Annotated in this window: 28 protein-coding genes and 2 tRNA genes; 12 read left to right on the forward strand and 18 right to left on the reverse strand. The window is 58.4% G+C overall.

The window, feature by feature from the left end:
- Window positions 1-152 precede the first annotated feature (152 nt).
- On the forward strand, window positions 153-782 hold the full coding sequence (locus AB1748_RS08145) for a TfoX/Sxy family DNA transformation protein (protein ID WP_367396224.1): 630 nt from the start codon (window positions 153-155) through the stop codon (window positions 780-782).
- On the opposite strand, the gene yccS is transcribed toward AB1748_RS08145, so the two are convergent.
- Both yccS and AB1748_RS08155 read right to left on the reverse strand, forming a co-directional pair.
- Window positions 734-2,938 carry a YccS family putative transporter gene (gene yccS, locus AB1748_RS08150; RefSeq protein WP_111141674.1) on the reverse strand — a complete coding sequence of 735 codons (2,205 nt, stop codon included), beginning with the start codon at window positions 2,936-2,938 and terminating at the stop codon, window positions 734-736. The two genes, AB1748_RS08145 and yccS, sit on opposite strands and share 49 nt — an antisense overlap.
- Complete coding sequence (locus AB1748_RS08155; RefSeq protein WP_111141672.1) at window positions 2,922-3,362, reverse strand: YccF domain-containing protein; 441 nt, start codon at window positions 3,360-3,362, stop codon at window positions 2,922-2,924. The genes yccS and AB1748_RS08155 overlap by 17 nt, the downstream gene beginning before the upstream one ends.
- Before the next feature lie 123 nt (window positions 3,363-3,485).
- Between AB1748_RS08155 and helD the strand changes: the two genes are divergently transcribed.
- A complete protein-coding gene (gene helD, locus AB1748_RS08160; RefSeq protein WP_367396225.1) occupies window positions 3,486-5,540 on the forward strand; it encodes a DNA helicase IV in 2,055 nt (684 codons plus the stop codon).
- Between the two features lies 1 nt (window position 5,541).
- Here helD and mgsA read toward each other — a convergent pair whose 3' ends face one another.
- Entirely contained in the window at window positions 5,542-6,000 is a 459-nt protein-coding gene (gene mgsA / locus AB1748_RS08165; protein WP_111141669.1) for a methylglyoxal synthase, read from the reverse strand.
- Between the two features lie 68 nt (window positions 6,001-6,068).
- A complete protein-coding gene (locus tag AB1748_RS08170) occupies window positions 6,069-6,710 on the reverse strand; it encodes a DUF2057 family protein (protein ID WP_367396226.1) in 642 nt (213 codons plus the stop codon).
- Between the two features lie 175 nt (window positions 6,711-6,885).
- Between AB1748_RS08170 and AB1748_RS08175 the strand changes: the two genes are divergently transcribed.
- Entirely contained in the window at window positions 6,886-7,299 is a 414-nt protein-coding gene (locus AB1748_RS08175; RefSeq protein ID WP_111141665.1) for a CoA-binding protein, read from the forward strand.
- A 36-nt stretch (window positions 7,300-7,335) separates the two neighbouring features.
- On the opposite strand, the gene hspQ is transcribed toward AB1748_RS08175, so the two are convergent.
- Complete coding sequence (gene hspQ, locus AB1748_RS08180; protein ID WP_111141663.1) at window positions 7,336-7,653, reverse strand: heat shock protein HspQ; 318 nt, start codon at window positions 7,651-7,653, stop codon at window positions 7,336-7,338.
- 59 nt (window positions 7,654-7,712) lie between these two features.
- A complete protein-coding gene (gene rlmI / locus AB1748_RS08185) occupies window positions 7,713-8,903 on the reverse strand; it encodes a 23S rRNA (cytosine(1962)-C(5))-methyltransferase RlmI (RefSeq protein ID WP_111141661.1) in 1,191 nt (396 codons plus the stop codon).
- A gap of 85 nt (window positions 8,904-8,988) precedes the next feature.
- On the opposite strand from rlmI, the gene yccX reads away from it, so the two are divergent.
- Window positions 8,989-9,267, forward strand: a complete 279-nt coding sequence (gene yccX, locus AB1748_RS08190; protein WP_367396227.1) for an acylphosphatase — start codon at window positions 8,989-8,991, stop codon at window positions 9,265-9,267.
- Here the strand turns inward: yccX and AB1748_RS08195 are convergent, their stop codons facing one another.
- Both AB1748_RS08195 and yccA read right to left on the reverse strand, forming a co-directional pair.
- Window positions 9,268-9,594 (reverse strand): TusE/DsrC/DsvC family sulfur relay protein, encoded by a 327-nt coding sequence (locus AB1748_RS08195; RefSeq protein WP_111141657.1) that lies wholly within the window; start codon window positions 9,592-9,594, stop codon window positions 9,268-9,270. It abuts the gene before it with no gap.
- A gap of 104 nt (window positions 9,595-9,698) precedes the next feature.
- Window positions 9,699-10,352, reverse strand: coding sequence for an FtsH protease modulator YccA (gene yccA / locus AB1748_RS08200; RefSeq protein WP_111141655.1), 654 nt, complete (start codon window positions 10,350-10,352; stop codon window positions 9,699-9,701).
- Between the two features lie 220 nt (window positions 10,353-10,572).
- Here yccA and AB1748_RS08205 point away from each other — a divergent pair.
- From AB1748_RS08205 to agp, 3 genes are all read left to right on the forward strand, one after another.
- A tRNA-Ser gene (locus AB1748_RS08205) sits at window positions 10,573-10,660 on the forward strand.
- 79 nt (window positions 10,661-10,739) lie between these two features.
- Window positions 10,740-10,827: transfer RNA gene (locus AB1748_RS08210), tRNA-Ser, on the forward strand.
- A 268-nt stretch (window positions 10,828-11,095) separates the two neighbouring features.
- Window positions 11,096-12,778 carry a bifunctional glucose-1-phosphatase/inositol phosphatase gene (agp, locus tag AB1748_RS08215; protein ID WP_367396228.1) on the forward strand — a complete coding sequence of 561 codons (1,683 nt, stop codon included), beginning with the start codon at window positions 11,096-11,098 and terminating at the stop codon, window positions 12,776-12,778.
- Window positions 12,779-12,843: 65 nt separating this feature from the next.
- On the opposite strand, the gene AB1748_RS08220 is transcribed toward agp, so the two are convergent.
- Genes AB1748_RS08220 through wrbA form a run of 3 tightly spaced genes read right to left on the reverse strand, consistent with a single transcriptional unit; the run spans window position 12,844 to window position 15,122 of the window.
- The gene (locus tag AB1748_RS08220) at window positions 12,844-14,217 is read right to left on the reverse strand and encodes an NAD-dependent succinate-semialdehyde dehydrogenase (RefSeq protein ID WP_367396229.1); all 1,374 of its coding nucleotides are present in this window, start codon (window positions 14,215-14,217) and stop codon (window positions 12,844-12,846) included.
- Window positions 14,218-14,271: 54 nt separating this feature from the next.
- On the reverse strand, window positions 14,272-14,502 hold the full coding sequence (locus AB1748_RS08225) for a YccJ family protein (RefSeq protein ID WP_009091011.1): 231 nt from the start codon (window positions 14,500-14,502) through the stop codon (window positions 14,272-14,274).
- A gap of 20 nt (window positions 14,503-14,522) precedes the next feature.
- Window positions 14,523-15,122 (reverse strand): NAD(P)H:quinone oxidoreductase, encoded by a 600-nt coding sequence (wrbA, locus tag AB1748_RS08230; protein WP_293773933.1) that lies wholly within the window; start codon window positions 15,120-15,122, stop codon window positions 14,523-14,525.
- 298 nt (window positions 15,123-15,420) lie between these two features.
- Between wrbA and AB1748_RS08235 the strand changes: the two genes are divergently transcribed.
- Both AB1748_RS08235 and AB1748_RS08240 read left to right on the forward strand, forming a co-directional pair.
- Window positions 15,421-15,594 (forward strand): general stress protein, encoded by a 174-nt coding sequence (locus tag AB1748_RS08235; RefSeq protein ID WP_111138563.1) that lies wholly within the window; start codon window positions 15,421-15,423, stop codon window positions 15,592-15,594.
- Between the two features lie 96 nt (window positions 15,595-15,690).
- On the forward strand, window positions 15,691-16,605 hold the full coding sequence (locus tag AB1748_RS08240) for a DMT family transporter (protein WP_111138564.1): 915 nt from the start codon (window positions 15,691-15,693) through the stop codon (window positions 16,603-16,605).
- Here AB1748_RS08240 and rutG read toward each other — a convergent pair whose 3' ends face one another.
- From rutG to rutA, 6 genes are read right to left on the reverse strand one after another with little or no spacing between them, the layout of a single operon-like run.
- Entirely contained in the window at window positions 16,606-17,934 is a 1,329-nt protein-coding gene (gene rutG / locus AB1748_RS08245) for a pyrimidine utilization transport protein G (protein WP_367396230.1), read from the reverse strand.
- Window positions 17,935-17,982: 48 nt separating this feature from the next.
- Window positions 17,983-18,498 carry an NADH-dependent FMN reductase RutF gene (gene rutF, locus AB1748_RS08250; RefSeq protein WP_367396231.1) on the reverse strand — a complete coding sequence of 172 codons (516 nt, stop codon included), beginning with the start codon at window positions 18,496-18,498 and terminating at the stop codon, window positions 17,983-17,985.
- Entirely contained in the window at window positions 18,467-19,324 is an 858-nt protein-coding gene (rutD, locus tag AB1748_RS08255; RefSeq protein WP_111138567.1) for a pyrimidine utilization protein D, read from the reverse strand. Before rutD ends, rutF begins: the two co-directional genes overlap by 32 nt.
- The gene (gene rutC, locus AB1748_RS08260) at window positions 19,324-19,719 is read right to left on the reverse strand and encodes a pyrimidine utilization protein C (protein ID WP_367396232.1); all 396 of its coding nucleotides are present in this window, start codon (window positions 19,717-19,719) and stop codon (window positions 19,324-19,326) included. Before rutC ends, rutD begins: the two co-directional genes overlap by 1 nt.
- 20 nt (window positions 19,720-19,739) lie before the next feature.
- A complete protein-coding gene (gene rutB, locus AB1748_RS08265) occupies window positions 19,740-20,453 on the reverse strand; it encodes a pyrimidine utilization protein B (protein WP_111138569.1) in 714 nt (237 codons plus the stop codon).
- Window positions 20,453-21,544, reverse strand: coding sequence for a pyrimidine utilization protein A (gene rutA, locus AB1748_RS08270; RefSeq protein ID WP_111138570.1), 1,092 nt, complete (start codon window positions 21,542-21,544; stop codon window positions 20,453-20,455). The genes rutB and rutA overlap by 1 nt, the downstream gene beginning before the upstream one ends.
- A gap of 306 nt (window positions 21,545-21,850) precedes the next feature.
- Between rutA and rutR the strand changes: the two genes are divergently transcribed.
- Both rutR and AB1748_RS08280 read left to right on the forward strand, forming a co-directional pair.
- Entirely contained in the window at window positions 21,851-22,486 is a 636-nt protein-coding gene (gene rutR / locus AB1748_RS08275; protein ID WP_293773939.1) for an HTH-type transcriptional regulator RutR, read from the forward strand.
- Between the two features lie 38 nt (window positions 22,487-22,524).
- Complete coding sequence (locus AB1748_RS08280) at window positions 22,525-23,499, forward strand: metal-dependent hydrolase (protein ID WP_367396233.1); 975 nt, start codon at window positions 22,525-22,527, stop codon at window positions 23,497-23,499.
- A 45-nt stretch (window positions 23,500-23,544) separates the two neighbouring features.
- On the opposite strand, the gene cycA is transcribed toward AB1748_RS08280, so the two are convergent.
- Entirely contained in the window at window positions 23,545-24,939 is a 1,395-nt protein-coding gene (gene cycA / locus AB1748_RS08285; RefSeq protein WP_111138573.1) for a D-serine/D-alanine/glycine transporter, read from the reverse strand.
- A gap of 285 nt (window positions 24,940-25,224) precedes the next feature.
- Between cycA and AB1748_RS08290 the strand changes: the two genes are divergently transcribed.
- Entirely contained in the window at window positions 25,225-25,920 is a 696-nt protein-coding gene (locus tag AB1748_RS08290; RefSeq protein WP_111138574.1) for an extensin family protein, read from the forward strand.
- Window positions 25,921-26,284: the final 364 nt, after the last annotated feature.

Raw genomic sequence — 26,284 nt, forward strand, 5'->3', positions numbered from 1 at the left:
TCAACCCAAATTTCTGAAAACGCCTCGCAAAAACGCGACAAGATTAGTAGAAGACCTATTTATTCGTTGAACCCACTGGCGCTTTTTTTTATCTTCTAATTGACTGATACCCAAGGCAATTTACAAGATAGTTCTTACAAGGAGGTGGTGTTGTGAAAAAGGTAAATCCGGTGGTGGAGCGCTCCAGAGCGTGCCTGGCCCTGTTAGGCCCGATAGAGTCCCGCACCCAGTTTGGGGGATATGCCCTGGCGGTGGAAAGTGTTGTTTTTGCCCTGATCAATAAAGACGAGCTTTATCTGCGCGCCAGTGAACCCCTGCGACAATATATTACCGAGCGTCCGCTTCAGCCGCTGATCTTCCGCAAGCGGGGCAAGCTCGTGAGCCTCAACTATTTTCGGGTTGATGAAACGTTGTGGCGCGACGCTGAACATCTGCTGGCGCTCTCGGCCGCCTCGTTGGAGACGGCACAGCTGGAGCTGGAAGATCGACACGCCTCGCCGCGGTTAAAAGATTTGCCTAATCTCAGCGTGCGTATGGAGATGATGCTCTACGAAGCGGGAGTCCTGAGTGTTAACCATCTTTATCAGATGGGGGCCAAACGCTGCTGGCTGAAGCTAAAAGCAATCAACCAGCACGTTGGTTTTCAGACCCTGCTGGCGCTGCAGGGCGCGATCACCGGTCACCATGCCGCCGCGCTGCCGCAGGCCACCCGGGCTGAACTTAATGCCTGGTTTCAGCGCACACTGTTATCCAGTGCCGATCCCAGAGGCGGCGAGGGCTGATCGGTAATCAGCGTGCGGCGCAGGCGCGCGATCTCGGGCATCAGCGCCACCAGCAAACCGAGCTGCTGGAGCACCAGCGGCGCACGCGTATCCGCATCTGCGGCCAGCTGGCTGATTCGATGAGCCAACTGATGACGCATCGTTTCAGCCTGTTCATCGCTGACCACATCCGTCTGAAGCACATCCTCGACATAGCAGACGGTATCGTCCAGCAAGGCCAGCAGCTCCGGCGCGGTAATCTTATCGCGGTGTGCGCCCAGCGCCGAGATGTAACTCAGGAATGAGTGGTTAGAGCAGAGCAGCTGGAAGGCTGATTCGCGCAGCTTCTGACTGGTGCGACTCTCACTGCTCATATTGGATACGACCGACGCCAGTTCGGCATCCGCATTGTGGGCGTCACGACGGGCAATGCGATAGGCCAGCCGATTATCTTTGCCCTGATGATATTGCTCCATGATCGCATCCAGATAGCGGCAGTTGGCCTTCAGCGTCCGTTCGGCCACCGCCGGTAGCTGACGAAAACGCCAGTCCGGCCAGATAAACGCGACGGCCAGCCAGGCCAGGCCACAGCCAAGTAATGTGTCCACGACCCGGGGCAGGGCAACCTCAAATCCTTCGCCCAGCAGGTTAAAGCAGAGCAGGACCAGCAGAGTAATAAAGAGGGTAGCCTGAGCATACTGAACCTGGCGGAAAGCGAAAAACAGCACGCCGGCAATAACAATCAGGATCAACTGACCTTCTGTAGAGGGCACCAGCCATAAAACCGGCAGGCCAATGGCAATCCCGGCCAGCGTCCCGCCAATACGCAGGGCCAGCCGTCGCTGCGTGGCGTTGTAGTTAGGCTGGCAGACGAACAGGCTGGTCAGCAAAATCCAGTACCCCCGCTCCAGCCCGGTAATCTGAATAAAACCGTAGCCGATGCAGAGCACTATCGACATGCGTACCGCATGCCGGAACAGGGGGGATGAGGGCGAGAGGTGACGGCTGAAGCGTAGCCGGATATCACTCCAGCCGCTCAATCCCTCCCGGGACAGCAGATTATCGCTGTGCTGAGGATCGTCACCGGCCAGCGTCTGTTCTGATTCAATGGACGCCAGCTGGGCGTCGATGGCGCGCAGATTGCGTAACAGCCAGAACAGCGCACCCGTATGCGCCGCTTCAGGTTCATGTCGTGCCAGACGTTCAATTGCTTTCTGCAGACGCTCAAAGGCGCGCTCAAACCGGCTGTCGTGAACCCATCGTTCGCGCATCAGAATGCAGTGCGACAGCTGACGACAGGCCTGAGCCTGCATATTGAGCAGGCGCTGAAAGCGAAACAGAATTTCGTTGTAGCGCCAGTCGCCGCGCAGCAGATGGTACTGCAGATGAGAAGAGCTGGCCCGCTCGTGAATATCCTGCGCGACAAAGTAGTAGTGCAGGCTGCGGCGGGTACCGCGCGAACCGCGATCGCCGCGCAGACGGCTCTGCAGGGTGGTTTTGGTCAGATTAAGCTGGGCCACCAGCTGACTGTTGACCATTGCCGCATCAATAAACGCCGCATCATCCTGATCGCCCGCATCCGGGTCGAACAGGTTGGCCTTGGCATCCAGATAACGGGCCAGCTGTGAAAAACTGCCTGCCAGCTGCTCCTGCACCGGCCGGACCGGAAACATCAGGTGCCCCAGTAACGTCAGCAGGTTGTACCACAGCGCGCCCACCAGCAGCAGCACTGGCTGCATATACCACTGGCTGAACAGGCCGATCCCGAGCATGGTGTAGACCGCAATCAGCAGCGCACCGAAGGCGATGGTCGCGTAGCGCTGACCCAGCGCACCCAGCAGAATAAATCCCCAGGTGGAGATCGCCAGTCCGGCCATAAACGCCAGCGGGTAGGGGAAAAGTAACTCGACAGACACCGAGGCGATGCAGAAGCAGAGCAGCGTAATCAGCAGATTCTTCAGGCGACCGGTCAGCCGATCGTCGAGATCGGCCAGCGCAGCGGCCACCACCCCCAGCGTCAGCGGAATCGTCCACTCGATCTGCTGAAGCCACCAGGGAATGGCCGCACAGCCGCTCAGCGCAAACAGGATCCGCAGCAGATACCGCCAGGTACTGTTAAACAGGTATTTCCGCCAGCCTGGCAGACTCTGTGACATCATATTAATAGCGACGGGCATTGGCTTCGCGCGCCGCACGCGCCTCTTCCACCGACACGACACGACGACCCACCGGCCACAGAGCGATCGCGGCGATCTTAAAGTTGGCAATCCCGACCGGAATGCCGATGATGCTGAGACACTGCACAATGCCTACGGAGATATGGGAGAGGCAGAGCCACCAGCCGAAGAAAATCAGCCAGAAGATATTCAGGAAGGTGCCGCCAGTATTCATGATGGCGCTCTTACTTTCGGGCCGCAGCACATCGACATGCACCGCCTCATTGCCAAACGGCAGCAGCGAGATTTTAGTGATTTCCCAGCAGGATCGCGTCAGCGGCAGGGTAAAAATCAGCACGATGCTGACAAGCGTGGCAAACAGCCAGCTCAGGGTGGTGAAAAAGCCGCCCAGAACAAAATTCAGGATATTTAAAACGGTGCGCATGATCTTCTTTTCCTTTTGCATTCCGCAAGATGTGACGCCAAGTTTAGCCTGTTTTAAGGCTGGAGCGCCAAGGGTCTGACAGGTAAACTCCCCCTAATCCTATTCTCTGACGTTGGTGTCGGCGTGGAACTGAAAGCAACTTCGATGGGCAAACGGCTTGCCCAGCATCCTTATAATCGTGTTCGTCTTCTGACGGCGGGCGTCGAAGTCAGTGGCGATAAGCACGAGTATCTGATCCCCTTTAACCAGTTACTGGACATCGCCTGCAAACGCGGGCTGGTGTGGGGCGAGCTGGAGTTTTTACTGGCAGATGAAAAAGTGGTTCGCCTGCACGGAACGGAATGGCAGGAGACGCAGCGCTTTCACCACTATCTGATGCAGGCCTGGCAGCGCTGGAGCCTGGAGATGAGCGCGGTGTGCTGCGAGGTGCTGCAGACGTTGAGCGATGAGATCCGGACCTTCAGCGAGCAGGATCGCTGGCTGAACCGCCACGAGTTACAGGCGCTGAAAAGCCGCATCCTCAATCAGTTCGATGCCTTGCCTCTGCCGCTTGCCCGTTTAGATGCTTTTGCTGACTGCCGTGAGAACCTGGCGTTCTGTCAGCACTGGCTGGAGCAGGGCGAGGCGGCCCTGCGGCAGCGCAATCGCGACTGGACGGCGGCCATGCTGACCCGCTATCAGGCCTTCTTCGCCAGCGTCGAAAGTACGCCGCTCAATCCTTCGCAGTGTGAGGCGGTGGTGAATGGCGAGGATTCTCTGCTGGTACTGGCCGGCGCAGGCAGCGGGAAAACCTCGGTGCTGGTCGCGCGGGCGGGCTGGCTGATGCAGCGTAATCTGGCCAGCGCCGGACAGATCCTGCTGCTGGCCTTTGGCCGGGAAGCCGCCGAAGAGATGAATGCGCGTATTCAGTCGCGACTGTCGGCCAGCGACATCCAGGCACGCACCTTTCACTCGCTGGCGTTGCATATTATCCGCGAAGGCAGCAGTAAACAGCCGGTCGTCAGCCGGCTGGAGAGTGATGCCGAGGCGCGGCGCACGCTGCTGATTCAGACGTGGCGGCAGCAATGTCACGAGAAAAAGTCTCAGGCCAGCGGCTGGCGGCAATGGTTACGCGATGAACTGGCGTGGGAAGTCCCGGAGGGGCCCTTCTGGGATGATGACAGGCTGGCAAAACGCCTGGCGTCACGGCTGGAACGCTGGCTCGGTCTGATGCGCATGCATGGTGGCGCCCAGGCCGGGATGATTGCCGAAGTGCCGGAGGCGATCCGGGATGGCTTCAGCAAACGAATTAAGCTGATGGCACCCCTGCTGAAAGCCTGGAAGAGCGCGCTGAAAGAGGAAGGGGCGGTCGATTTTTCGGGTCTGATCCACCAGGCGATCACCATTCTGGAAAAAGGCCGATTCATCAGTCCGTGGAAACATATTCTGGTGGATGAGTTTCAGGATATCTCACCCCAGCGTGCCGCACTGCTCAGCGCCCTGCGCCAGCAGAATAAGCGCACTGCGCTGTTTGCGGTGGGTGATGACTGGCAGGCGATCTACCGCTTCAGCGGTGCAGAGATGACGCTGACTACGGCGTTTCATCACTACTTCGGTGAGGGCGACCGTTGCGTACTGGACACCACCTACCGGTTTAACGATCGCATCGGCGACATCGCCAACCGGTTTATTCAGCAGAATCCACAGCAGCTGGCAAAACCGCTCAACAGCATCACCAAAGGCAATAAAAAGTCGATTGCGCTGCTGGCAGAGGATCAGCTGGAAGCCCTGCTGAACAAACTCAGTGGCTATGCGAAGCCGGATGAACGGATCCTGTTACTGGCCCGCTATCACTACCTGCGGCCCGACTTACTGGATAAAGCCCGGACCCGCTGGCCGAAGCTCAATCTGGAGTTTATGACGATTCATGCCAGCAAAGGCCAGCAGGCGGACTACGTCATTCTGCTGGGACTGCAGCAGGGAAAAGAGGGGTTTCCGGCGGAAGTCCGCGAATCAGTCATCGAACAGGGACTGTTACCGCAGCCAGAGCCGTTCCCCGATGCGGAAGAGCGCCGTCTGGCCTATGTGGCGCTGACGCGCGCGCGCCAGCAGGTTTTTCTGATGTTCGATAAAGCTGCACCTTCCCCTTTTGTTGACCATTTCCGCGAGCTGGGCGTGCCGGTGCTGCGAAAAGCCTGATTTATTTCAGGCGATCGGCCAGATAGCGCGCATAGTCCGGGATCTGAATATCCACGGGTTGTGCGAACAGGGGGGAGTGAATAATAAAGTCAGCCGTGGAGCGGTTCGTGGCGACCGGAATATTCCAGACGGTCGCCAGACGCAGCAATGCTTTCACGTCCGGATCGTGAGGCACCGCATTCAGCGGGTCCCAGAAAAAAATCAGCGCATCGATCTTTCCTTCTGAAATCAACGCGCCCACCTGCTGGTCGCCGCCCATCGGGCCGCTCAGCATCGCGGTCACGTTCAGGCCAGTATCACGATTGATCAGATTGCCGGTGGTGCCGGTAGCGTAGAGGATATGAGGTTCCAGCGCAGGCTGATTCTGTTTTACCCAGTCGAGCAGGGCGGCTTTGCAGTGGTCATGGGCGACCAGTGCGATATGTTTTTTTATGCCAAGGGTGCGGATAGTCTGTTCCATCGAAGCTTCCTCATTACGCCTGTCTGCTGGCGGAAAATCATGAGTTTACCTCTGGCGTTTCTGCGCTATCAACTTGTACGTAACATTTTGACCAGCGCCAGGAGCTGCTGACGGGTAGCTTCATCAAAGCGCTGGAACCAGCGCTGCAGCGAAGGCATTTCCGCCTGGGTTGTCCAGTCCAGATCGGCGGTGAACTGTACGGAAGAGGGAGCATCAGCGGCGGTGCGCGCAAAGCGGGGCACCGAGGCGATGTGACGGGTGCGATTGTAGTTCAGCATCGCCTTTTCCATATCGGCGAGCGTGGTGGCAGCCAGATGATCCCGCACGCTGCTGATCTCCTGCCCGTTTTCATCCACCAGCTGAAAGTTCAGGCTGCGATCAAAATGAACACGCTCACGCTTTGTCTCCAGCGCAGGCAGCCGGATAGTCAGCGTTCTGGCGGTGGCAGTGAAGGTGACGATCATCGGCAGGGACTGGTAGGTGATCACCCGGTCTTTATGGCCCTGGCGCTGCTGCTCTACCCGGAACAGAAACTGATGCTGACCGCGCTCCAGCTCCAGGCTGTCTGCGCCTTTAAGCAGCGAACCTGAAATCTTTCGACCATCCAGCACCAGCAGATCGATCTGTGGATCGAGCTTCAATGTGATGGCAGAACAGGACGCCGACACGAGGATAGCCAGTAACCCCGTGACAGCCAGCGACAGCTTCATTTCAACTCCGGTAACCAGTGACAGAAAGGATATGTGTAGCAAATTTTTACATTATGGCAGTTAATTTACATTTAAACATATTTATTCGTGCGCGGGCTCAATTAATTTCGCCAGAGGCTTACCCGGCAGCGAGCGCACGCATCTACACTCAACACTGGCCTGAAAGGAGATAAACATGAACGACCAGACAATTCGTGATGTGCTGACGCGCACCCAACGTATCGCCTTAGTCGGGGCAAGCGATCGTCCCGAGCGTCCCAGCTTTGGTGTGATGAAGTATCTGCTCGATCAGGGCTATGACGTGATCCCGGTCAGCCCGAAACTGGCAGGCAAAACGCTGCTGGGGCAGCAGGCTTATGCCACGCTGGCGGAGGTGCCGGGCGAGATTGATATGGTGGATGTCTTTCGCAATTCTGAAGCCGCGTGGGGCGTGGCGCAGGATGCAATCGCGGCCGGGGCTAAAACCTTGTGGCTGCAATTAGGTGTGATCAATGAACAGGCGGCGGTACTGGCTCAGGATGCGGGGCTGACGGTGATTATGGATCGCTGTCCGAAAATAGAGATCCCGCGTCTGGGGATCACTCGCTAAAAAGTGAATCGTGGCGGCAGAGCGTGCCGCCACAGATTAGTGCCGCAGATGCGGGGCCTGAAGCTGCTGACGCACTGATGCAGCCAGCTCATCCATTGAAGGCTGCTCGGGATGTTCCACGCTGGTTTCACCTGAAAGCTGGATCTCGGCAACGTAGGTGTGCACCTGATCGCCTTCTTCATCTTCCATTACGACGTGATACCAGGGCGCAGCGCGCATCTTCTCTTCCGCGCCCACGTCTTCGATTTTTGGCTCATCCAGTGAATATTCCGGATCGACATCGACAATAACGCCCAGTACGCCGGACAGACGATGACGAACCTGCTGACCAATACCAAACTTGCTGGCAATCATAGTGACCTCCGAAAAAAACGCTCTCCTTTCAATATGGGGGCAGGCGCCGATTTTTCAAGTCACATTACGCGGCAGGCGAAACCTTTCAGGTAGAGACCTTCCGGATAGCTGGCGATCACCGGGTGATCCGCCGCCTGACGGAACTGTTCGATGAACTGCACGTCACGACCGGCATCCAGCGCGGCATCGGCAATAATTTTCTGGAACAGTTCGGTCGCCATCAAACCCGAGCAGGAGAAGGTCATCAGGATCCCGCCCGGATTCAGCAGCTGAATGGCCAGCATGTTGATATCTTTATAGCCGCGACAGGCACCCATTAACTGGCTTTTATTCTCGACGAACTTGGGCGGATCCATAATGATCAGGTCAAATTTCTCGCCGCTGTCACGGTAACGGCGCAGCAGTTTGAATACGTCATCACGCTCAAAGCGCGCGCGGGAGAGATCCAGCTCGTTCAGCTCTACGTTCTGGCGCGCAACGTCCAGCGCCTCCTGCGAAGTATCGACGCTGATCACTTCCTGACAGCCGCCCATCAGGGCAGAAACAGCGAAGCCCCCGGTGTAAGAGAAGCAGTTAAGCACACGGGCGTCCTGCGCATAGCGACGCGTGGCCAGACGGCTGTCACGCTGATCCAGATAGTAGCCGGTTTTATGCCCGCCCTGGATATCGACCAGCAGCTTCATACCGTGTTCGGTAATCGGCAGCAGCGGCGGCGGCAGTTCACCGGTCACGGTACCCTGTGCCAGCGCCAGACCCTCTTTCTTGCGCACGGCGACATCAGAACGGTCATAGATGGCGCAGGTCGGGAAGCACTGCTGCAGGGCGGTGACGATCGCCGCACGCTGATATTCTGCGCCTGCCGAGAGCAGTTGCAGCACTAAAAAGTTGCCAAAGCGGTCGATCGTGACGCCCGGTAAACCGTCAGACTCCCCGGCGATCAGGCGATAGCTGTCCAGACCATCGCGGGCTGCCAGCCATTGACGCCACTGCTGCGCCTGCTCAAAACGGCGGACAAAGAAGGCGATATCGATGGATTCATCGGCCTGCCAGCTCCAGACGCGGGCGCGAATCTGCGACGCGGGTGAATACGCGGCGCGTGCCAGCCACTTACCGTTGCTGTCACAGACGTCGATGGTTTCACCCTGTTGCGCTTTGCCTTCCAGACGCGCAACGGCACCGGAAAAGACCCATGGATGGCGACGGAGCAGGGACTTTTCACGTCCCTTTGCGAGAATCAATCTGACTGTCATAGTTTGCTATGCTTACCTGAAAAAATGAGGTGCCATTGTCCGGTGGATAACGGGAAATTGCAACGAACAGCAGCAGGAGAGAATCATGTCAGCAACCGGTTTTAAGGCCTGGGTGCATGGCCGCGTGCAGGGCGTCGGGTTTCGTTACAGCACGCAGGCGGAAGCCAGAACGCTGGGGGTGCTGGGCTATGCCCGGAATCTGGACGATGGCAGCGTGGAGGTTTTTGCCTGGGGCGAGGCGGAGCAGGTTGATGCGCTGCTCGCCTGGCTTAAAGCGGGCGGGCCCCGCAGTGCCCGGATTGATCAGGTGCTGGTGGAGCCGCATCAGCCTGCTGAGCCGCCGCGCGATTTCCGCATCGGTTAATTACAGACACTTCGCGGGTTTAGGCAGGCCGGCGATTTTGGTTGCCTGCTTCGCCGGCCCCTCCGGAAACAGGCGGAACAGATAGCGACTGTTGCCTTTCTCCTCGCCATATTTCTGCGCCATCGCCTTTACCAGCATTCGCACGGCCGGGGAGGTGTTATATTCCAGATAAAATGCGCGCACAAAATGGACCACTTCCCAGTGCGCCTCCGTCATGGCCAGGCCTTCCTGTTGGGCGATCTGCGCCGCCAGAGCTTCACTCCAGTCGCCGGGGTGCTTCAGGTAGCCTTCGGCATCGACGGCGATTTCGTTACCGTTAAAATTCACGCGACATCCTCTTTATTAATGATGGTGCAGTTTATCAAACCTGGCAGTCAGAAAAAGCAAAAACCCCGCCGGAGCGGGGTTTTGACATGGAACCCGAGCGCACATCAGTTGCTGCGGGCAAATCCCAGCAGGCTGAGCAGGCTGACAAAGATGTTGTAGAGCGAAACATAGAGGCTGACCGTCGCCCGGATGTAGTTAGTTTCGCCGCCGTGAATGATGTTGCTGGTTTCCCACAGAATCGCACCGGCTGAGAAGAGAATAAACAGCGCGCTGATCGCCAGATGTAACGCGGGCAGCTGCAGGAAGATATTCGCGACGACCGCCACCAGCAGGACCACAAAACCGGCCATCATCATGCCGCCCAGGAAGGACATATCACGGCGGGTCGTCAGCACATAGGCTGAACAGCAGAAGAAGACCAGGGCGGTTCCGCCCAGCGCCAGCGCGATCACATCACCCATGCCTGCGGTTAAGAACGAGCTGAGGATAGGGCCCAGGCAGTATCCCAGGAAGCCGGTGAAAGCAAAGGCGGCCAGAATCCCCATCGGGCTGTTAGCCATACGGTACGTTAAGAACATCAATCCATAAAAGCCGACCAGCATCAGGATTAAACCCGGCGCAGGCAGGGCGAGCAGGGTGCTGGCGGTCGCCGTCACGGCCGAAAAGGCCAGCGTCAGGCCAAGCAGAAAATAGGTATTGCGCAGAACCCGGTGCGTTGACAGTAATGAGGACTGCGATGAGGTGACAATTCTTTCCATGTTGCGCTCCTTTAAGCAGAACACTAAATATGCGCCGAGAATACGCAGGCTGTTAAAGAGGGAAAAGGCGTTTTACCCTTCTTTACGCGTTAATCTGCTAATTGTTTGAGCAGAGTGGCGATTTTTACAGCGAAAAATCACAATCTGACTGTTTTTCAGGCGAATAGACAGAATCATGCTTTACATCGCGAAACGGGGTGTTTATAGTGCGCGTCATTGCGGAGGGGTGGCCGAGTGGCTTAAGGCAGCGGTCTTGAAAACCGCCGATGGGAAACCATCCGAGAGTTCGAATCTCTCCTCCTCCGCCACTTTATCTTCCCTGTATTAACAGCAGCGAGTAAAGTGGCAGGATCTGACGATTTTGCCGATGCAGTAAAGTTTTAAAACGGAGGGGTGGCCGAGTGGCTTAAGGCAGCGGTCTTGAAAACCGCCGATGGGAAACCATCCGAGAGTTCGAATCTCTCCTCCTCCGCCAGATTTTACAGGCCAGCACTCAGTGCTGGCCTGTTTCGTTTCTCTCCTCCCCTGATTAATTCCGCGTTAATAACCCTGCGGGTCTCCCGGTTACGCCACGGCGCACGCCTTTCTCCGTTCCATCTCTGCTATAGTCCACTCACTGTTTTTGCAAACATCTGGCGCTTTTCTGAGGCGAGCTGAGTTACACTGTTAATTACATCGCTCTGAGGCGAGCTAATCGGTTGATAGCCAGAGTGTTTCTTTACTGAATGAATGGAATAGGCACAATGATCAATAAACTGAGTCTTTGCGCATTGTCAGTACTCGCTGCATTGCCGGTCGGTACGGTAGCCCTGGCGGCTGACAGTGATATGCAGCTCCAGCAGGTGCTGATGTTAAGTCGTCACAATCTGCGTGCGCCGCTGGCTGATAATGGCAGCGTGCTGGAACAGTCGACGAAAAAAAGCTGGCCGCAGTGGGATGTTCCCGGCGGACAGCTGACCACCAAAGGTGGCGTGCTGGAAGTCTATATGGGTAACTATACCCGCCAGTGGCTGGCACAGCAGGGGCTGGTGAAAAACGGCAGCTGTCCTGACAGCAACAACGTTTTTGTTTACGCCAACAGCCTGCAGCGCACTGTGGCAACCGCCCAGTTCTTTGTTAATGGTGCTTTCCCTGGCTGTGACGTCGCTGTCACCCATCAGGATGAAATGGGCACCATGGATCCTATCTTCAATCCGGTCATCACCGATGGCAGTGAAGCATTCAATAAAAAAGCGCTGGCTGCGATGGCTGCCGCGAATGAGAGACTGTCGCTGAAGCCCGCCTTCCAGCGCCTGGAAAAAATTGTTGACTACAAGGCCTCACCGGCCTGCAACAATAAAAAGCAGTGCGATCTGAGCAGCGGCCAGAACACCTTCAGTGCAGAAAATGGCAAAGAGCCGAACGTCAGTGGCCCGCTGAAAGTGGGTAACTCACTGATGGATGCGTTCACCCTGCAGTACTATGAAGGTTTCCCGCTGGAGCAGGTGGCATGGGGCCAGATCAAGACGCCTGAACAGTGGAAAGAGCTGTCGGCCATCAAAAATGGCTATCAGGATGCGCTGTTCACCAGCCCGGATGTCTCCCGTGAAGTCGCGGCGCCGCTGGTGGATTACATCCGCAGTCAGTTAGTGGATCAGGACAAAGCCAACGCGCCGAAAGTGACGCTGATGGTGGGGCACGATTCCAACATCGCTTCGCTGCTGAGTGCGTTACAGGTCAAACCTTATGAACTGCCGGATACCTACGAAAAAACGCCGATTGGTGGTCAGGTTGTGTTTGAGCGCTGGCATGACGCGAAAAATGACAAGGATTTGCTGAAGGTAGAGTATGTCTATCAGAGCGCCGATCAGCTGCGTAATGCCGATGTGCTGAGCCTGAAGAATCCGCCGAAGCGTGTCACGCTGCAACTGGCGGGGTGTGAAACCGATGCAAACGGCTATTGCAGCTGGGAGCAGTTCTCGCAGGCGCTGAACAGCGCGCTGCAGGGAACGCCAATGCAGCCTGCGGCGGCGCCACAACCGGCAGCGGCTGCGCAGTCTGACGACAGCGCAGAGGCGGCAGCGACCCAGGATGCGGCGGCGGATAAAGCGCAGACGGATAAAGCCGCAGCGGCGAAAGCGAAGTCTGATGCCGATAAAGCGGCCGCTGAGAAAGCCAAAGCGGATAAAGCGGCGGCTGATAAGGCTAATGCAGACAAGGCAGCGGCGGATAAAGCGGCAGCCGAGAAGGCTAAAGCAGACAAAGCTGCGGCTGAAAAAGCGAAAGCGGACAAAGCCGCTGCCGAAAAGGCAGATGCAGCAGAAAAAGCCAAAGCCGATAAGTCACCGGCGGAAGCCGCAGGCAGTGATAAAGCGGACAACGCCGCGAACGCGCCTGCAGCCGCGAACAAGGACGAAACTAAGTCGGCAGCCGTGGCGACACAGTAAGCTCCCGCACCTGCTGATAATAAAAAACCCCGTCGAGACGGGGTTTTTTTATGGCGCCGGAACGGTTATCCCGCCACGACCACCAGCTTCTGGTTGGCAAACTCTTTGATGCCCAGGTCGGACAGCTCACGACCATAGCCCGAACGTTTTACCCCGCCGAAGGGCAGCTCTGCGGAGGTATCGCTCTGCGAGTTGATGAAGACCATGCCGGTTTCGATGGCGGAGGCCAGCTGGCGGCCGCGTGCAATGTCGCGGGTCCAGACCGATCCACCCAGACCATAGTGGGAGTCATTCGCCAGCGCGACGGCAGCCTGATCGTCACCGACCACATAAATCTGGGCAACCGGGCCAAAGAACTCCTGGTAGTAGGCCGGATTATCCGGGGTAATGCCGGTCAGAATCGTCGGCTGATAGAAGCAGCCTTCTCCTTCAAGGGCTTTGCCGCCGATCAGCAGTTTTGCGCCGCTGGCGACCGCGTCATCGACCTGTTTTACCAGACGGTCACGCGCATCGGCAGAGGAGAGCGGCCCCAGTGTGGTTTTCTCATCCAGCGGATCGCCCAGCGTGGCAGCGCTCAGCGCGGCGCTGAACTGGCTGATAAACTGGTCAGCAATTTTTTCATGCAGGATAAAGCGTTTGGCGGCAGTACAGACCTGACCGCAGTTGCTGAGGCGCGCCTGCACCCCCTGACGCACCGCTTCATCCAGATCCGCATCATCCAGTACCACAAACACATCGTTGCCGCCCAGTTCCAGCGTCGACTTTTTAAGATGCTTGCCTGCCTGCTCCGCGACGGCGCTGCCGGCACGTTCTGATCCGGTCAGGGCCACACCCTGCACGCGATCGTCGGCGATCAGATCGGCGACCTGCTCGTTGGAGATGAACAGGTTGGTCCAGGCCCCTTCCGGCGCCCCGGCTTCGCGAACCAGTTTTTCAAAGAGATCGGCACAGTGCGGCACGATGTTGGCATGTTTGGCCAGCACCGGGTTACCCAGCGCCAGGTTGGGTGCCAGCACGCGCATCAGCTGATAGTAAGGGAAGTTCCACGGCTCAACGGCCACCAGCACGCCGATCGGATGATATTCGACCCAGGCTTCGCCCAGCGCGCTGGGATAGGTTTCCGGCTGCAGAATGCGTTCGGCATTTTCGGCGTAGTAGCGGGCGATCTGCGAGCAGATTTTCACTTCACCGCGGCTCTGACCGATCAGCTTGCCCATCTCTTTGCTGGCAATCGTCGCCAGCTCTTCCTCACGGCTATCAATCAGATCAGCCAGTTTTTTCAGGACCTGCAGACGCGGCTGGATCTCCCCCTTGCTCCAGGCGGAGTGGAACAGGCGGTCGGCCACCTCCAGCGCATGACTCACGGCGTCGGCGTCGTGTGACGGCCAGCTTTTCAGCAACTGGTTGTTCGCGGGATTAATGCTTTGATAGGAAGACATCGCGTACTCCTTGGTGAGCTAAAAAGAGGAGGGCGGGAAAGTCCCGCCCCTGAATCAGACGTTTTTGCGTTCGACAGGCTTGTCATCCCAGGTCAGCAGATCTTTATCGGTCTTTTCAAATGCGCGGATCAGGACATCATCGCTGCCCTGCTGACGCCAGATCTCTTCGGCCAGGCGTTCATCGTAATCGGCCACTTCAAAAATGGCCTCAGCAATTTCAGGGGAGGTATGACGCAGACTGGCCCATTCGCCGACGTGATGTGCTTTCGATTGTTCAGTAGACATAGTTTTCTCCTTTAATGAAATCAGCCCTTCAGTTTGACGGTCACACCGGCAACATGTTCACCCTGGAAACGGGCGATGTTAAGTTCCGCTTCGGTCGGCTGGCGCGAGCCATCGCCGCCCGCCAGCGTCGTCGCGCCGTAAGGCGTACCGCCGCGAACTTCAGAGATATCGAACAGCTCTTTAGTGCCGTAGCCGATGGGCACGATCACCATGCCGTGGTGCGCCAGGGTGGTCCAGACGGACGTAATGGTCTGTTCCTGCCCGCCGCCGGTGCCGGTAGAGGTAAAGACGCTGGCGACCTTGCCGTAGAGCGCACCTGACGCCCAGAGACCGCCCGTGCGATCCCAGAACGTACGCATCTGCCCGGACATGTTGCCAAAGCGGGTCGGGGTGCCGACGATAATCGCGTCGTAGTCTGGCAGAACGTCAGGCGTTGCTTCTGCTGCCCGCTGATCGGTTTTGCCGCCCACCTGTGCGAAGCGATCGGCCTCCATGGTTTCTGGTACCCGCAGGATATCCACTTCCGCGCCGGGAACCCGACGAGCACCTTCTGCAACCGCGTTCGCCATCGTTTCAACATGTCCATACATCGAGTAGTAAAGCACCAGAATCTTGGCCATAGATCTCTCCAGGTGGTTTTAACGTGCAAAAAAAGTATAGAAGAGCTTTTGTAATGTGGGGGCGAAGCGAAAGCGGAGGCAGAAAGGGTGGACAATAATTCAGCAGCTAATCGGTTGTTCAGCCACAGAATATGCGATTTTTAGTCAAATATATGGCGATTAATCTGTTGCTGAATGTGACTGTCAGCGGGATAAAAGCAGAATCTGGCTATTCTTTAAGCATGGGCGAGTGTGTAACCGGCACTTCAGCCCTCTGCGTTTTATTCTTATTTATCGCACTACGCGACAGGAGCAGATCATGGCCACACATCGTGGAGGTTCAGGCAATTTTGCTGAAAACCGTGAACGGGCCGCAGAAGCAGGACGCAAAGGCGGAAAAAACAGCGGCGGCAATTTTAAAAACGATCCGGAGCGCGCCGCGCGTGCCGGGGAGAAGGGCGGTCGCAGCAGTCCTAAAAAAGCGGACGCCTGACCTCACTCCGCCGCCGGGTGAGACCGGCGGTGAACGTCATTGCTTTTACCCCTGGCTCTCCTCACAATACTGTCCGGATACCCTATCAGGTGAATTATGTCGGACACATCCCGCGCGCTAACCCTGCGCCTGACGCGGCAGGAGCTGGTACTTCTTTTTATCACGATGATCTGGGGCGGAACCTTTCTGGTGGTGCATCGCGCGATGCAGCATTCGGGGCCGTTTTTCTTTGTCGGCCTCCGTTTCGCCACCGCCGCACTGCTGCTGGCGCTCTTTTTCCGGCGCTATCTGGCTGGCATCACCTGGCTGGAGGTAAAGGCGGGGGCGCTGATTGGTCTGTCGATTGCGGGCGGCTATGGCCTGCAGACCTGGGGGATGCAGACCATATCCAGCAGCCAGTCCGCGTTTCTTACGGCGCTCTATGTGCCGGTGGTGCCGCTGTTGCAGTGGCTGTTTCTGCGTCGTCCGCCCGGCCTGATGTCATGGCTGGGGATCGCGCTGGCCTTTACCGGCCTGCTGCTGGTGGCCGGGCCGCAGGATGGGCGCATCAGCCTGAACCAGGGTGAACTGGCGACGCTGCTGAGCACCCTGGCGATCGCCGCCGAGATCATCTTAATCAGCCGCTACGCCGGTAAGGTAGATGTCCGCCGCGTGACGCTGATCCAGCTGGCGGTGGCCTCACTGTGCGCCTTTGGGCTGATGATCCCCAACGGGGAAGGGGTGCCTGCACTCTCCACGCCGCTGCTGCTGAGCGCTCTGGGGCTGGGAGCCGCCAGCGCGCTGATTCAGGTCACCATGAACTGGGCGCAGCGCAGCGTTTCACCGACCCGCGCAACGGTGATCTATGCCGGGGAGCCGGTCTGGGCGGGCGTGGTGGGACGCATCGCGGGTGAACGTCTGCCCGGGCTGGCCTTGCTGGGCGGGGCGCTGATCGTCTGCGGGGTGATCGTCAGCGAACTGCGTCTGAAGCGAAAAAAAGCGGTGCAGCCTGCGGCCACACCGCTGGAGTAGCTAGCTCTGCTGTCGCGCCAGCGGCTCATCCTGCTGCTGCGCGGTGCGACGGCGCAGCAGCGCGTTAAGGATAATCGCGCCGAAGGTGGCCGTGCCGATCCCGCCCAGAGTGAAAGAGCCGATTTTCAGCGCGAAGTCGCCCGCGCCGAGCACCAGCGTCGTCGCCACCATAATCAGATTACTGTTCTGACCCAGATCGACATGGTTCTGCACCCAGATGCGTGCGCCTGCCACCGCAATCAGTCCGAACACCACAATAGAGGCACCGCCAATGACCGGTGCCGGAATGGTGTGGATCAGCGCACCAAACTTCGGCGAGAAACCGGCCAGAATGGCGATGACGGCGGCGGCGACAAACGCCAGCGTCGAGTAGACTTTGGTCACCGCCATCACCCCGATATTCTCAGCATAGGTGGTGACGCCGCTGCCGCCGACCGAACCGGAAAGCAGCGTGGCCAGACCGTCGCCCACAAAGGCGCGGCCCATCCAGGGATCGAGATTGCGGCCGGTCATGCCCGCCACCGCCTTTAAGTGGCCGAGGTTTTCCGCTACCAGAATGATCGCCACCGGCGCGATCAGCACCATCGCCTGCAGATCAAAGGTCGGGGCGGTGGTGTGCGGCAGGCCAAACCATGCGGCCTGTGAGAGCAGGGCAAAGTCGACCGGCTTGCCCAGCCCCAGAACGTTGGTCAGCAGCGCATAGAGTGCCCAGGCCAGGATCAGCCCGACCAGAATCAGCAGACGCTGTACCATCCCGCGGGTAAACACCGCCACCAGCCCGATGCAGAGCACGGTCATCACCGCCACCCAGCTGTCGAACGCCGAGGCGGAGACGCTGTGCACCGCAATCGGCGCCAGATTCAGGCCAATCGCCATCACCACCGCGCCAGTCACCACCGGCGGCATCAGGTTTTCGATCCAGCGCGTGCCGGACTTCATCACCACCAGCCCGATCAGCGTGTAGAGCAGGCCGCAGGCGATCACCCCGCCCAGCGCGACGCTGAGATGGGGATTCAACCCCTGACCGCTGAAACCGGTGACCGCAATCACCACACCGACAAAGGCGGCGCTCGACCCCAGATAGCTGGGCACCCGGCCGCCGGTAATAAAGAAGAACAGCAGCGTACCTGTACCCGAAACCAGAATCGCCAGATTCGGGTCCAGCCCCATCAGCAGCGGCATCAGCACCGTTGCGCCAAACATCGCCACCGCATGCTGCAAACCCAGCACCAGCGTCTGCCCCAGCGGCAGCGTCTCATCCGGGGCGATAATACCGTTTTCAGTTAATGCCGACTTCTTCTGCCATTGTGGAAACCAGGATTGTGCCATCGTCTACTCCAGAGCATCATGACTGCCGGTGGGGGGGCGAAAAAAACGTTAACGGGCTTCCTGCCGCTTCAGGGGATGGTATCCCCGGTCAAACCACGCCAGTCCGTGGTTGTCCTCACTGTGAACCACGTCCACGACTTCGCAGAACAGGGTGTCATGTGTGCCGACGCTGACAATCTGGGTAATGCGGCAGTCGAAAGAGGCGACCGCGCCGCGCAGCACGGGTGAGCCGGTGACGGCCGCTGACCACTCTGCGGCGCTGAAACGGTCAGCCATCGGGGTTTTGCCGCCGAACAGGCTGGAGAGATCTTCATGACCCGCCGCCAGCGTGTTGACGCAGAGCTGCATATTTTCGCGGAACACCGCATAAACCGAGGCGGCGCGGTTCAGGCAGACCAGCAGCGTCGGCGGCGAGTCCGTCACGCTGCACACGGCGGAGGCGGTAAACCCTGCGCGTCCGGCCGGGCCTTCGGTGGTAATGATGTTGACCGCGGCACCCAGCCGCGACATCGCATTGCGGAACGCCATCTTCTCAACGGTGGGGGTAAGGGTATCCAGGCTCATAATCTTCTCCGTAAAAGGTGAGAGCGACGCGCTCCAGCGGCTGCACGTCATCCGTCTGATCCAGCCACTGCAGCAGCAGGGCATTGAAGTGTTCGGCGTCGGTAACGCTCATGGCATGTCCGCCCCAGGCCATCCTCTCTTCGGTGGCGGCGGGCAGCGCCCGGGCCAGCGCGGCCGAGCAGCTCCACGGCACCAGCAGGTCGTCCTGACTGGCGATGACCAGCACCGGCTGGGTGATGGCCTCAGCCTGTTCGCTGAAGTCGGCATGCATCAGCGCCTGCAGCCGACACATCAGATTCTGCTGGCCCTGAAAGTGGGTGACGTGATGACGATCCTCCTCCTCCATCCGCGCCTGATGCTGCGCCATCCATTCCGCAGGATAGAGAAACAGCGGCTGCGCGCGGACAAAAGCTGCCACACCGCTGTTGAGCAACAGCGCCTGCCGCGCCTCAAAGCAGCGCCGGGTATGAGGATGCAGCGTCAGCCAGCCATTAATGACTACGATCCGTTCGATGCGCGTCGGGAAATCCAGCGCCAGCTGCAGTCCGATCAGACCGCCCAGCGCATGACCGACCAGGCTGAAGCGCAGGATGCCCCGCTGCGCCAGCGCGTCGGCCAGTTCGGCCGCCATCATCGCCATGCTGTACGCTTGCGGCAGACAGTCAGCACTGCGCCCGGTGCCGCGCTGGTCATAAAGCACCACCCGATAGCGCGCCGTCAGGGCCGCCAGTTGTGGCTGCCAGAACCCCGCCACGCCGCCCAGACCGGAGGCGAGCACCAGCGTCGGCGCATCGGGATCCTGCAGACCCAGAATATCCAGTTGCATCAGACCTCCGCGTGGCCGATGTGTGCCACAGAGGCGATCTCAATCAGCGCATCCGGCTTAACCAGTCCGCACTGAATGCAGAAACGGGCGGGCTTGTCGCCGGGAAAATAGTCGGCATAGACCTGATTAACCGCCGTGTAGTTGGCCCAGTCGGTGATAAAGATCGAGTTGAAAGTCACATCCGCCAGGCTCCCGCCTGCGGTTTCGATGACCTTTTTAATGCTCTCCAGCACATGGCGGGTCTGCGCTGCGGCATCCCCGACGTGCACCACGTTGTTCTCCGCGTCAAACGGCAGGGTGCCGGAGACGTAGACCACCCCATCCGCCAGCGTGCCCGGCACAAAGGGGGCGATAGGCGTCGTGGTGCCTAGCGGTACAATAATCGTTTTCGGCATAGCGTCATCCTCGGGTTGAATTAGCGGGCATTCAGGCTTTCGCAGAAGGTGTCGACATCCGACACCCAGCCAAAAAAGGTTTCGATGTTGAACAGCGCGGCCTGCTGAGCCGACGGCGGGCCCGCCTGATACGTGGCGTCTTCCAGCACCACGCCGAAATATTCAAGGAAAAAGCCGTCGCGCAGTGTCGACTCCACGCAGACGTTGGTGGCAATGCCGGTAAAGATCAGATGTCGGATGCCGCGGCTGCGCAGCATGCTGTCGAGCGGGGTATTGTAGAAGCCACTGTAGCGCGATTTTGGCAGCACGATGTCGCCTGGCTGCGGAACCAGTTCATCGACCAGCGCATAATCCCAGCTGCCCTTCGACAGCAGCGAACCCTGCAGCTCGGGACGTTTACGCATGGTTTTCAGCGCATTGGATTTGTGGAAGTTGGGCGAACCGGCGTCGCCCGCCTCGACATAATCACTGTCCCAGCCGTTCTGGAACCAGATGATCTGTACGCCTGCCGCGCGGGCTGCCGTTACCGCCTGATGGATCTTCGCGATGACCGGCCTGGTGGCGGAGACATCAAAACCCGCCAGATCGAGATAGCCGCCTTCCGTGGCGTAAGCATTCTGCATATCCACCACAATCAGCGCCGACTGCGCGGGGGGAAAGGCGATCGGTTCGGGACGCGCCGGCAGTTCGACCTGAGGAATATCCCGGATGTGAGCGCAGTAAACGGTCTTCATCACGCCACCTCCTGCTGTGCGTCCAGCAGGGCGCTGCGGCAGGCCATCAGCGGCTGAATATGCTGGCCGAAGTTCTCGATCCCCTGCAGGAAATCATCAAACGTCAGCAGCACGCCGTGAGTGCCTTCCACCTGCGCCACCTCATCCAGCATCTTCGCCACGCTGGCCCAGGAGCCGACCAGTGTCCCCATGTTAATGTTGACGGCTGAAACGGGATCCGCCATCTGGCGCACGTTGGTATCGCTGCCCGATTTGGTGTCCTGCTGGCTCTGGGTGGTGAGCCATGAGAGCGCCTCTTCATCCGCACCGGCTTTGTAATGTTCCCATTTCGCCCGCGCCTCTTCGTCGGTTTCTGCCGCGATGATCATAAACAGCACGTAGGAACCCACATCGCGGCCCGCTTTCTCCGCCGCCTGCTTCATACGCACCGATGTTGCGCTGAACGCCGCTGGTGTGTTGACGCCTTTGCCGAAGCAGAAGTTGTAGTCTGCATGCTGCGCCGAGAAGGCCATACCGGCGTCGCTCTGTCCGGCGCAGATCACCTTCATCGGGCGCTGCGGCTGCGGACTGACACGGCAGTCGTTCATGGTGAAAAATTCACCTTTGAAGTCTGAGCGGCCGGTGCCCCACAGGTCACGCAGCACGGTGACATATTCGGTGAGATAGGCGTAGCGGCTGCTGAAGTACTCATCGCCGGGCCACATACCCATCTGCTCATATTCCGGTTTCTGCCAGCCGGTCACCAGATTGACGCCGAAACGTCCGCCCGAAATTGAGTCGATGGTCGAGGCCATGCGCGCCACGATCGCCGGAGGCAGCGTCAGAGTGGCGGCGGTGGCATAGATCTCAATGCGCGAGGTGACGGCGGCCAGGCCAGCCATCAGGGTGAAGGACTCCAGGTTGTGATCCCAGAATTCGGTCTTTCCGCCGAAGCCACGCAGCTTGATCATCGAGAGCGCAAAGTCGAAATGGTAATGCTCTGCTTTCAGCACGATCGCTTTGTTCAGTTCAAAGGTCGGCATGTACTGCGGTGCGTTGGACGAAATCAGCCAGCCATTGTTACCAATCGGAATAAAGACGCCTATCTTCATGTGAAACCTCGTTGCGATGGGGGAAAGGTGTTTCACGCGCGGCACTGCATCCTGCTACGTCCCTGTGGGCTGCGCTCAGTCACAATTTTGCAAACTGTGTGCCACATTTTTTATTGTGATAAATAACAATGAGTTAAAATTAACCCGAAAGAGGTAAGTGGACTGTCGGGTCCATTTCAGACCGTTTGGTCAAAAATCACTGCACGTTTTGCATGCAGGCTGAACAAAAAAGGTGCAGGCGGGCCGTTAGGCAGCTCTCCCGGCCTTTGCTATGATGCGCTGACACCAGATGGATGAGGTAAACCTGTGAAAACCGATGAAAAAAAGCCAACACGCCGTTCGCGCGCCGTCGCGGCGAAGCGGGCCGCCATCCTGGAAGCGGCACTGACCTTCTTCTCACAATTTGGCATTCACGGCACCAGTCTCGACAGGGTGGCCGAGCTGGCCGACGTCTCCAAGACTAATCTGCTCTACTATTTTCCCTCTAAAGAAGTGCTTTATGTGGCGGTGCTGAAGGAGATTCTGGATGTCTGGCTGGCTCCGCTGCGTGCGCTGACCCATGACCAGGATCCGCTGATGGCCATCCGGCACTACATCCGGCTGAAACTGGAGGTCTCGCGCGACCATCCGCAGGCGTCCCGGCTGTTCTGCCTGGAGATGCTGCAGGGCGCGCCGCTGCTGAAAGGCGAGCTGGCCGGGGATCTCAAGCAGCTGGTGGATGACAAAGCGGCGATTATCGAACGCTGGATAGCGGAAGGGCGTCTGGCGGGCGTTCAGCCGCAGCACCTGATCTTTATGCTGTGGGCCACCACGCAACACTACGCCGATTTTGCCACTCAGGTCGAGGCGGTAACCGGTCAGACGCTCAGCGATCCGGCGTTTTTCGACCAGACCGTTGAGAATGTACAGCGCATGATCATCGAAGGTATTCGCGTGCGCTGAAACAGGAGCGCCCGACGACAGGGTAACGGGAGAAAGTCATGGATTCTGTGTCGCAGTTTGTGCTGGGTTCCGCTGTCAGTGTCGCGGTGATGGGGCGTCGGGTGCCGGTCTGGCAGGCCGCGCTGGCGGGCGGGATCTGCGGAACCCTGCCGGATCTGGATGTCTTTCTCGACCACGGTGATGCGATTCGCAATATGACCCTGCATCGCACCGACAGCCATGCGCTGCTCTGGCTCACGCTCGCCTCGCCGGTGATTGCCTGGCTGATGGCGGGGCTGTTTCGTCGCGGGGTGCGATGGCCGCAGTGGTGGCCCGCAATCTGGCTGGCGCTGATTACGCATCCGCTGCTGGATCTGATGACGGTCTATGGCACCCAGCTGGGGCTGCCGCTGACCGACTACCCTTATGCGGTCGGCAGTATCTATATTGTCGATCCGCTCTATACGCTGCCGCTGCTGGCTGGTCTGGGGGTGGCGCTCTGGCGGCGCAGCGCCAGCGGGCTGCGCGCCAACCGGGCTGGACTCGCGCTGAGCACCCTTTATCTGGCGTGGAGTATGGTGATTCAGGCTGTTGCAGGCGGGCAGATTCACGATTCGCTGGTGCAGCAGCGGATCCCGACGGACAGGGTGCTGGTCACGCCCACACCCTTTAACACCCTGGTCTGGCGCAGCGTGGTGATAACGCCCGACCGCTATGGCGAAGCCTGGTGGTCGCTGTTATCGCCGTCCCGCCCGCTGCAGGTGAGGTGGTATCCGCGCCATCCTGAACTGTTCGACCGTTTTCGGGGCAACTGGTACGCAGAACGCGTTGCATGGTTCAGCCACGGTTTCTATGCCCTGCGCGAACAGGATGGGCAGACGACGATCGCCGATCTGCGCATGGGGGAAGGGGAGGCGTATACCTTTACCTTCGAACTCGGCACGCCTGAGCAGCCCGATCCGCGACCGCAGCGTCTGCCTTACGCACGTCCGGCGCTCTCCGCCATTTTCTCAGCGCTGGCTGAACGGCTGTAAAAAAAAGCCCGGTCAGATGACCGGGCTTGTTGAGTGCGCTGACGATCAGCGGCTGCGACGACGGCGCAGCATCCAGCCTGCACCCAGCAGGGCAAACCAGAGCGGCGTTACCATCAGCGCCTGACGCGTATCCTCCTGCAGCGTCAGCAGCACCAGCACAAAGGCGAAGAAGGCCATGCAGACCCAGCACATGAATTTGCCCAGCGGCATCTTAAACGCTGACTCCGCGTGGCGCTGCGGATGCTTTTTCCGGTAGGCCAGGTAGCTGCACAGAATGATGGTCCAGACGAACATAAACAGAATGGCCGACACGGTTGTCACCAGGGTAAAGACCTTCATCACATCCGGGATCAGGTAGATCAACGCCACGCCCACCAACAGGCAGAGGCAGGAGAAGAAGAGGCCGGTCGTAGGCACCGAACGGGCCGAGAGTCTGCCAAAGGCGCGGCTCGCCACACCCTGCTGTGACAGACCATAGAGCATACGGCTGGTCGAGAAGATGCCGCTGTTGGCCGAAGAGGCTGCCGAGGTCAGCACCACAAAGTTAACGATACTCGCCGCCGCAGGCAGGCCAATCAGAACGAACATCTCCACAAACGGGCTGCGATCGGCCATCACCTGGGTCCACGGCGTCACCGCCATAATGACCATCAGCGCCAGCACATAGAACATGATGACGCGCAACGGAATCGCATTAATCGCACGCGGTAAGACTTTATGTGGATCGTGCGTTTCTGCCGCGGCAGTGCCCACCAGTTCGATACCGACAAAAGCAAATACTGCAATCTGGAACCCGGCGAAGAAGCCGCTGATGCCTTTCGGGAACAGACCACCCTGATCCCAGATGTTGCTCAGCGCCGCCGTACCGCCACCAGGCGAGGGGTAGTGAAGACAAACCAGCACAACGCCGGTCACAATCAGCGCCACGATGGCGACGATTTTAATGATCGCGAACCAGAACTCCATTTCACCAAACAGTCTGACCGTGGCAATGTTCAGCGCCAGGAACACCACGACGCAGAGCAGGGCGCTCATCCAGATCGAGAAGCCCGGAAACCAGAGCTGAAAATAGGCGCTGATCGCCACTACGTCGGCGATGCCAGTCACGACCCAGCAGAACCAGTAGGTCCAGCCCGTAAAATAGCCCGCCCACGGGCCGAGCAGATCAGCGGCAAAATCACTGAAAGATTTGTATTCGAGGTTGGAGAGCAGCAGCTCCCCCATGGCGCGCATCACAAAGAACAGCATAAAACCGATGATCATATAAACGAAGATGATCGAGGGACCGGCCAGGCTGATCGTCTTCCCCGAGCCCATAAAGAGGCCGGTACCGATCGCACCCCCAATGGCGATAAGCTGGATGTGACGATTATGCAGATTACGCTGGAGCTTGTCGGACGCATCAGGTGCGCGCGTGGTTTCTTTAGATTGATCAACCATAGAATTGTCTTTCCTGTCTTGATGTTGTGTCAGCTCTGCTGGCTGTTAGTAAACGCGTCTGCCCGGAGGCAAGTCGGCATAAGATAGAGGAAGAGGGCCTGAATCGGGTAACGCTTTTTTATCAATTGTGAAGCCTCTGGTCCCGTGAGCGGTAATAACGCACAGTTTCGGTTACTCTTGCGTCAGTCTGGGTAATTATTCATCACGTTATGTCAGCCTCAGGGCAGAAACGGGGTTCTGCCTCTACACTTTTTATTTGTTAATCATCATGCTGCGAAGGGATCTATGCGCACGCTTATCCTGTTTTTGCTGTTAATCGCGCTGGGGTGGGGCAGCTTACCCTGGCTTAAGCAGCATCTGCCGCCGCAGTTCAATCCCTTTACCCCGCTCTCTGTGACCGATCCGCCCGGATGGATGACACAGCTTAAGATGAAACGCCTCGCCAGTGACGCCGGTGCCTGTCTGGACGTCATGCGCCGGGCGCAACAGGCGGGCTGGGTCAGCTTTACCGAGCGCCCGCCAGTCACCGGAACCTGCCCGATCAGCCAGCCGCTGCGGATTCAGAAACTGGGCCCGGTCAGCCTGAGCAGCAGTTTTCTGGCGAGCTGCCCGATGGCAGTGGCCAGCACCATGTATGCGCTGCGCAGCCGCCAGCAGACGCTCCGCGATATGCACAGTCCCCTGGTCCGGATCACCCATGTGGGCAGCTATGCCTGCCGTAATATCTACCATCGCGCGCAGGGACGACGCAGCGAACATGCCACCGCCGATGCCGTGGATATCACTGGCTTTCAGCTGGCGGATGGTCAGCGGCTGGAGGTCGGTCGTCACTGGCAGCAGCCGGCAGAGAAAGCGGCGATGCTGCATACGCTCTGGCGCGGAGGCTGTGAGGTCTTTGGTAATGCGCTGGGGCCAGACTATAACTCTGCGCACGCCTCACATTTTCATCTGGGCATGCGTGGTACAGGCTACTGCCGCTGAATCATCAGAAAGGATAAAGAACGGCGCTGATTTAATATTGACCGGACCAGCAGAAATAAAACCTCTGAATGATGGCCGTTCATCCTGCCTGACTTCATTCTCATCGGGGCAATGAGAAGGGGGAGCATGAAGGTGGTTATTTTTAGTGCCAGTTAATTTAACAGGAAAGTGCTGGCGGGCTAAACAAATTGATCAGATTTTCTGCATATTCCGATTGCGCCTGCGGCCAGCCGGATGAAATTATTTCAGAACAGCAGACGCGTGAATTAAGCTAAATTAATTGTTTATTTAAAAGGAATCGCTAAGAAATAAAAGGCGGTGTTTCCTGTGGAAAAATTATTCGCAAATGTGCCCGTAATGTGAC

Origin of the sequence: Pantoea sp. Ep11b, from assembly GCF_040783975.1 — a bacterium.
Taxonomy (GTDB): Bacteria; Pseudomonadota; Gammaproteobacteria; order Enterobacterales; family Enterobacteriaceae; genus Pantoea.

Coding starts and splice junctions, on each gene's coding strand:
- rutG (WP_367396230.1), bottom strand. CDS start 17,934: ATGGCACAATCCTGGTTTCCACAATGGCAGAAGAAGTCGGCATTAACT.
- AB1748_RS08225 (WP_009091011.1), bottom strand. CDS start 14,502: ATGTCTACTGAACAATCGAAAGCACATCACGTCGGCGAATGGGCCAGT.
- AB1748_RS08155 (WP_111141672.1), bottom strand. CDS start 3,362: ATGCGCACCGTTTTAAATATCCTGAATTTTGTTCTGGGCGGCTTTTTC.
- mgsA (WP_111141669.1), bottom strand. CDS start 6,000: ATGGAACAGACTATCCGCACCCTTGGCATAAAAAAACATATCGCACTG.
- AB1748_RS08170 (WP_367396226.1), bottom strand. CDS start 6,710: ATGAAGCTGTCGCTGGCTGTCACGGGGTTACTGGCTATCCTCGTGTCG.
- yccX (WP_367396227.1), top strand. CDS start 8,989: ATGTCAGCAACCGGTTTTAAGGCCTGGGTGCATGGCCGCGTGCAGGGC.
- AB1748_RS08280 (WP_367396233.1), top strand. CDS start 22,525: ATGGATTCTGTGTCGCAGTTTGTGCTGGGTTCCGCTGTCAGTGTCGCG.
- rutC (WP_367396232.1), bottom strand. CDS start 19,719: ATGCCGAAAACGATTATTGTACCGCTAGGCACCACGACGCCTATCGCC.
- AB1748_RS08235 (WP_111138563.1), top strand. CDS start 15,421: ATGGCCACACATCGTGGAGGTTCAGGCAATTTTGCTGAAAACCGTGAA.
- AB1748_RS08240 (WP_111138564.1), top strand. CDS start 15,691: ATGTCGGACACATCCCGCGCGCTAACCCTGCGCCTGACGCGGCAGGAG.
- rutA (WP_111138570.1), bottom strand. CDS start 21,544: ATGAAGATAGGCGTCTTTATTCCGATTGGTAACAATGGCTGGCTGATT.
- rutD (WP_111138567.1), bottom strand. CDS start 19,324: ATGCAACTGGATATTCTGGGTCTGCAGGATCCCGATGCGCCGACGCTG.
- yccA (WP_111141655.1), bottom strand. CDS start 10,352: ATGGAAAGAATTGTCACCTCATCGCAGTCCTCATTACTGTCAACGCAC.
- hspQ (WP_111141663.1), bottom strand. CDS start 7,653: ATGATTGCCAGCAAGTTTGGTATTGGTCAGCAGGTTCGTCATCGTCTG.
- rlmI (WP_111141661.1), bottom strand. CDS start 8,903: ATGACAGTCAGATTGATTCTCGCAAAGGGACGTGAAAAGTCCCTGCTC.
- rutB (WP_111138569.1), bottom strand. CDS start 20,453: ATGAAGACCGTTTACTGCGCTCACATCCGGGATATTCCTCAGGTCGAA.
- wrbA (WP_293773933.1), bottom strand. CDS start 15,122: ATGGCCAAGATTCTGGTGCTTTACTACTCGATGTATGGACATGTTGAA.
- yccS (WP_111141674.1), bottom strand. CDS start 2,938: ATGCCCGTCGCTATTAATATGATGTCACAGAGTCTGCCAGGCTGGCGG.
- AB1748_RS08175 (WP_111141665.1), top strand. CDS start 6,886: ATGAACGACCAGACAATTCGTGATGTGCTGACGCGCACCCAACGTATC.
- AB1748_RS08290 (WP_111138574.1), top strand. CDS start 25,225: ATGCGCACGCTTATCCTGTTTTTGCTGTTAATCGCGCTGGGGTGGGGC.
- AB1748_RS08220 (WP_367396229.1), bottom strand. CDS start 14,217: ATGTCTTCCTATCAAAGCATTAATCCCGCGAACAACCAGTTGCTGAAA.
- rutF (WP_367396231.1), bottom strand. CDS start 18,498: ATGAGCCTGGATACCCTTACCCCCACCGTTGAGAAGATGGCGTTCCGC.
- agp (WP_367396228.1), top strand. CDS start 11,096: ATGATCAATAAACTGAGTCTTTGCGCATTGTCAGTACTCGCTGCATTG.
- cycA (WP_111138573.1), bottom strand. CDS start 24,939: ATGGTTGATCAATCTAAAGAAACCACGCGCGCACCTGATGCGTCCGAC.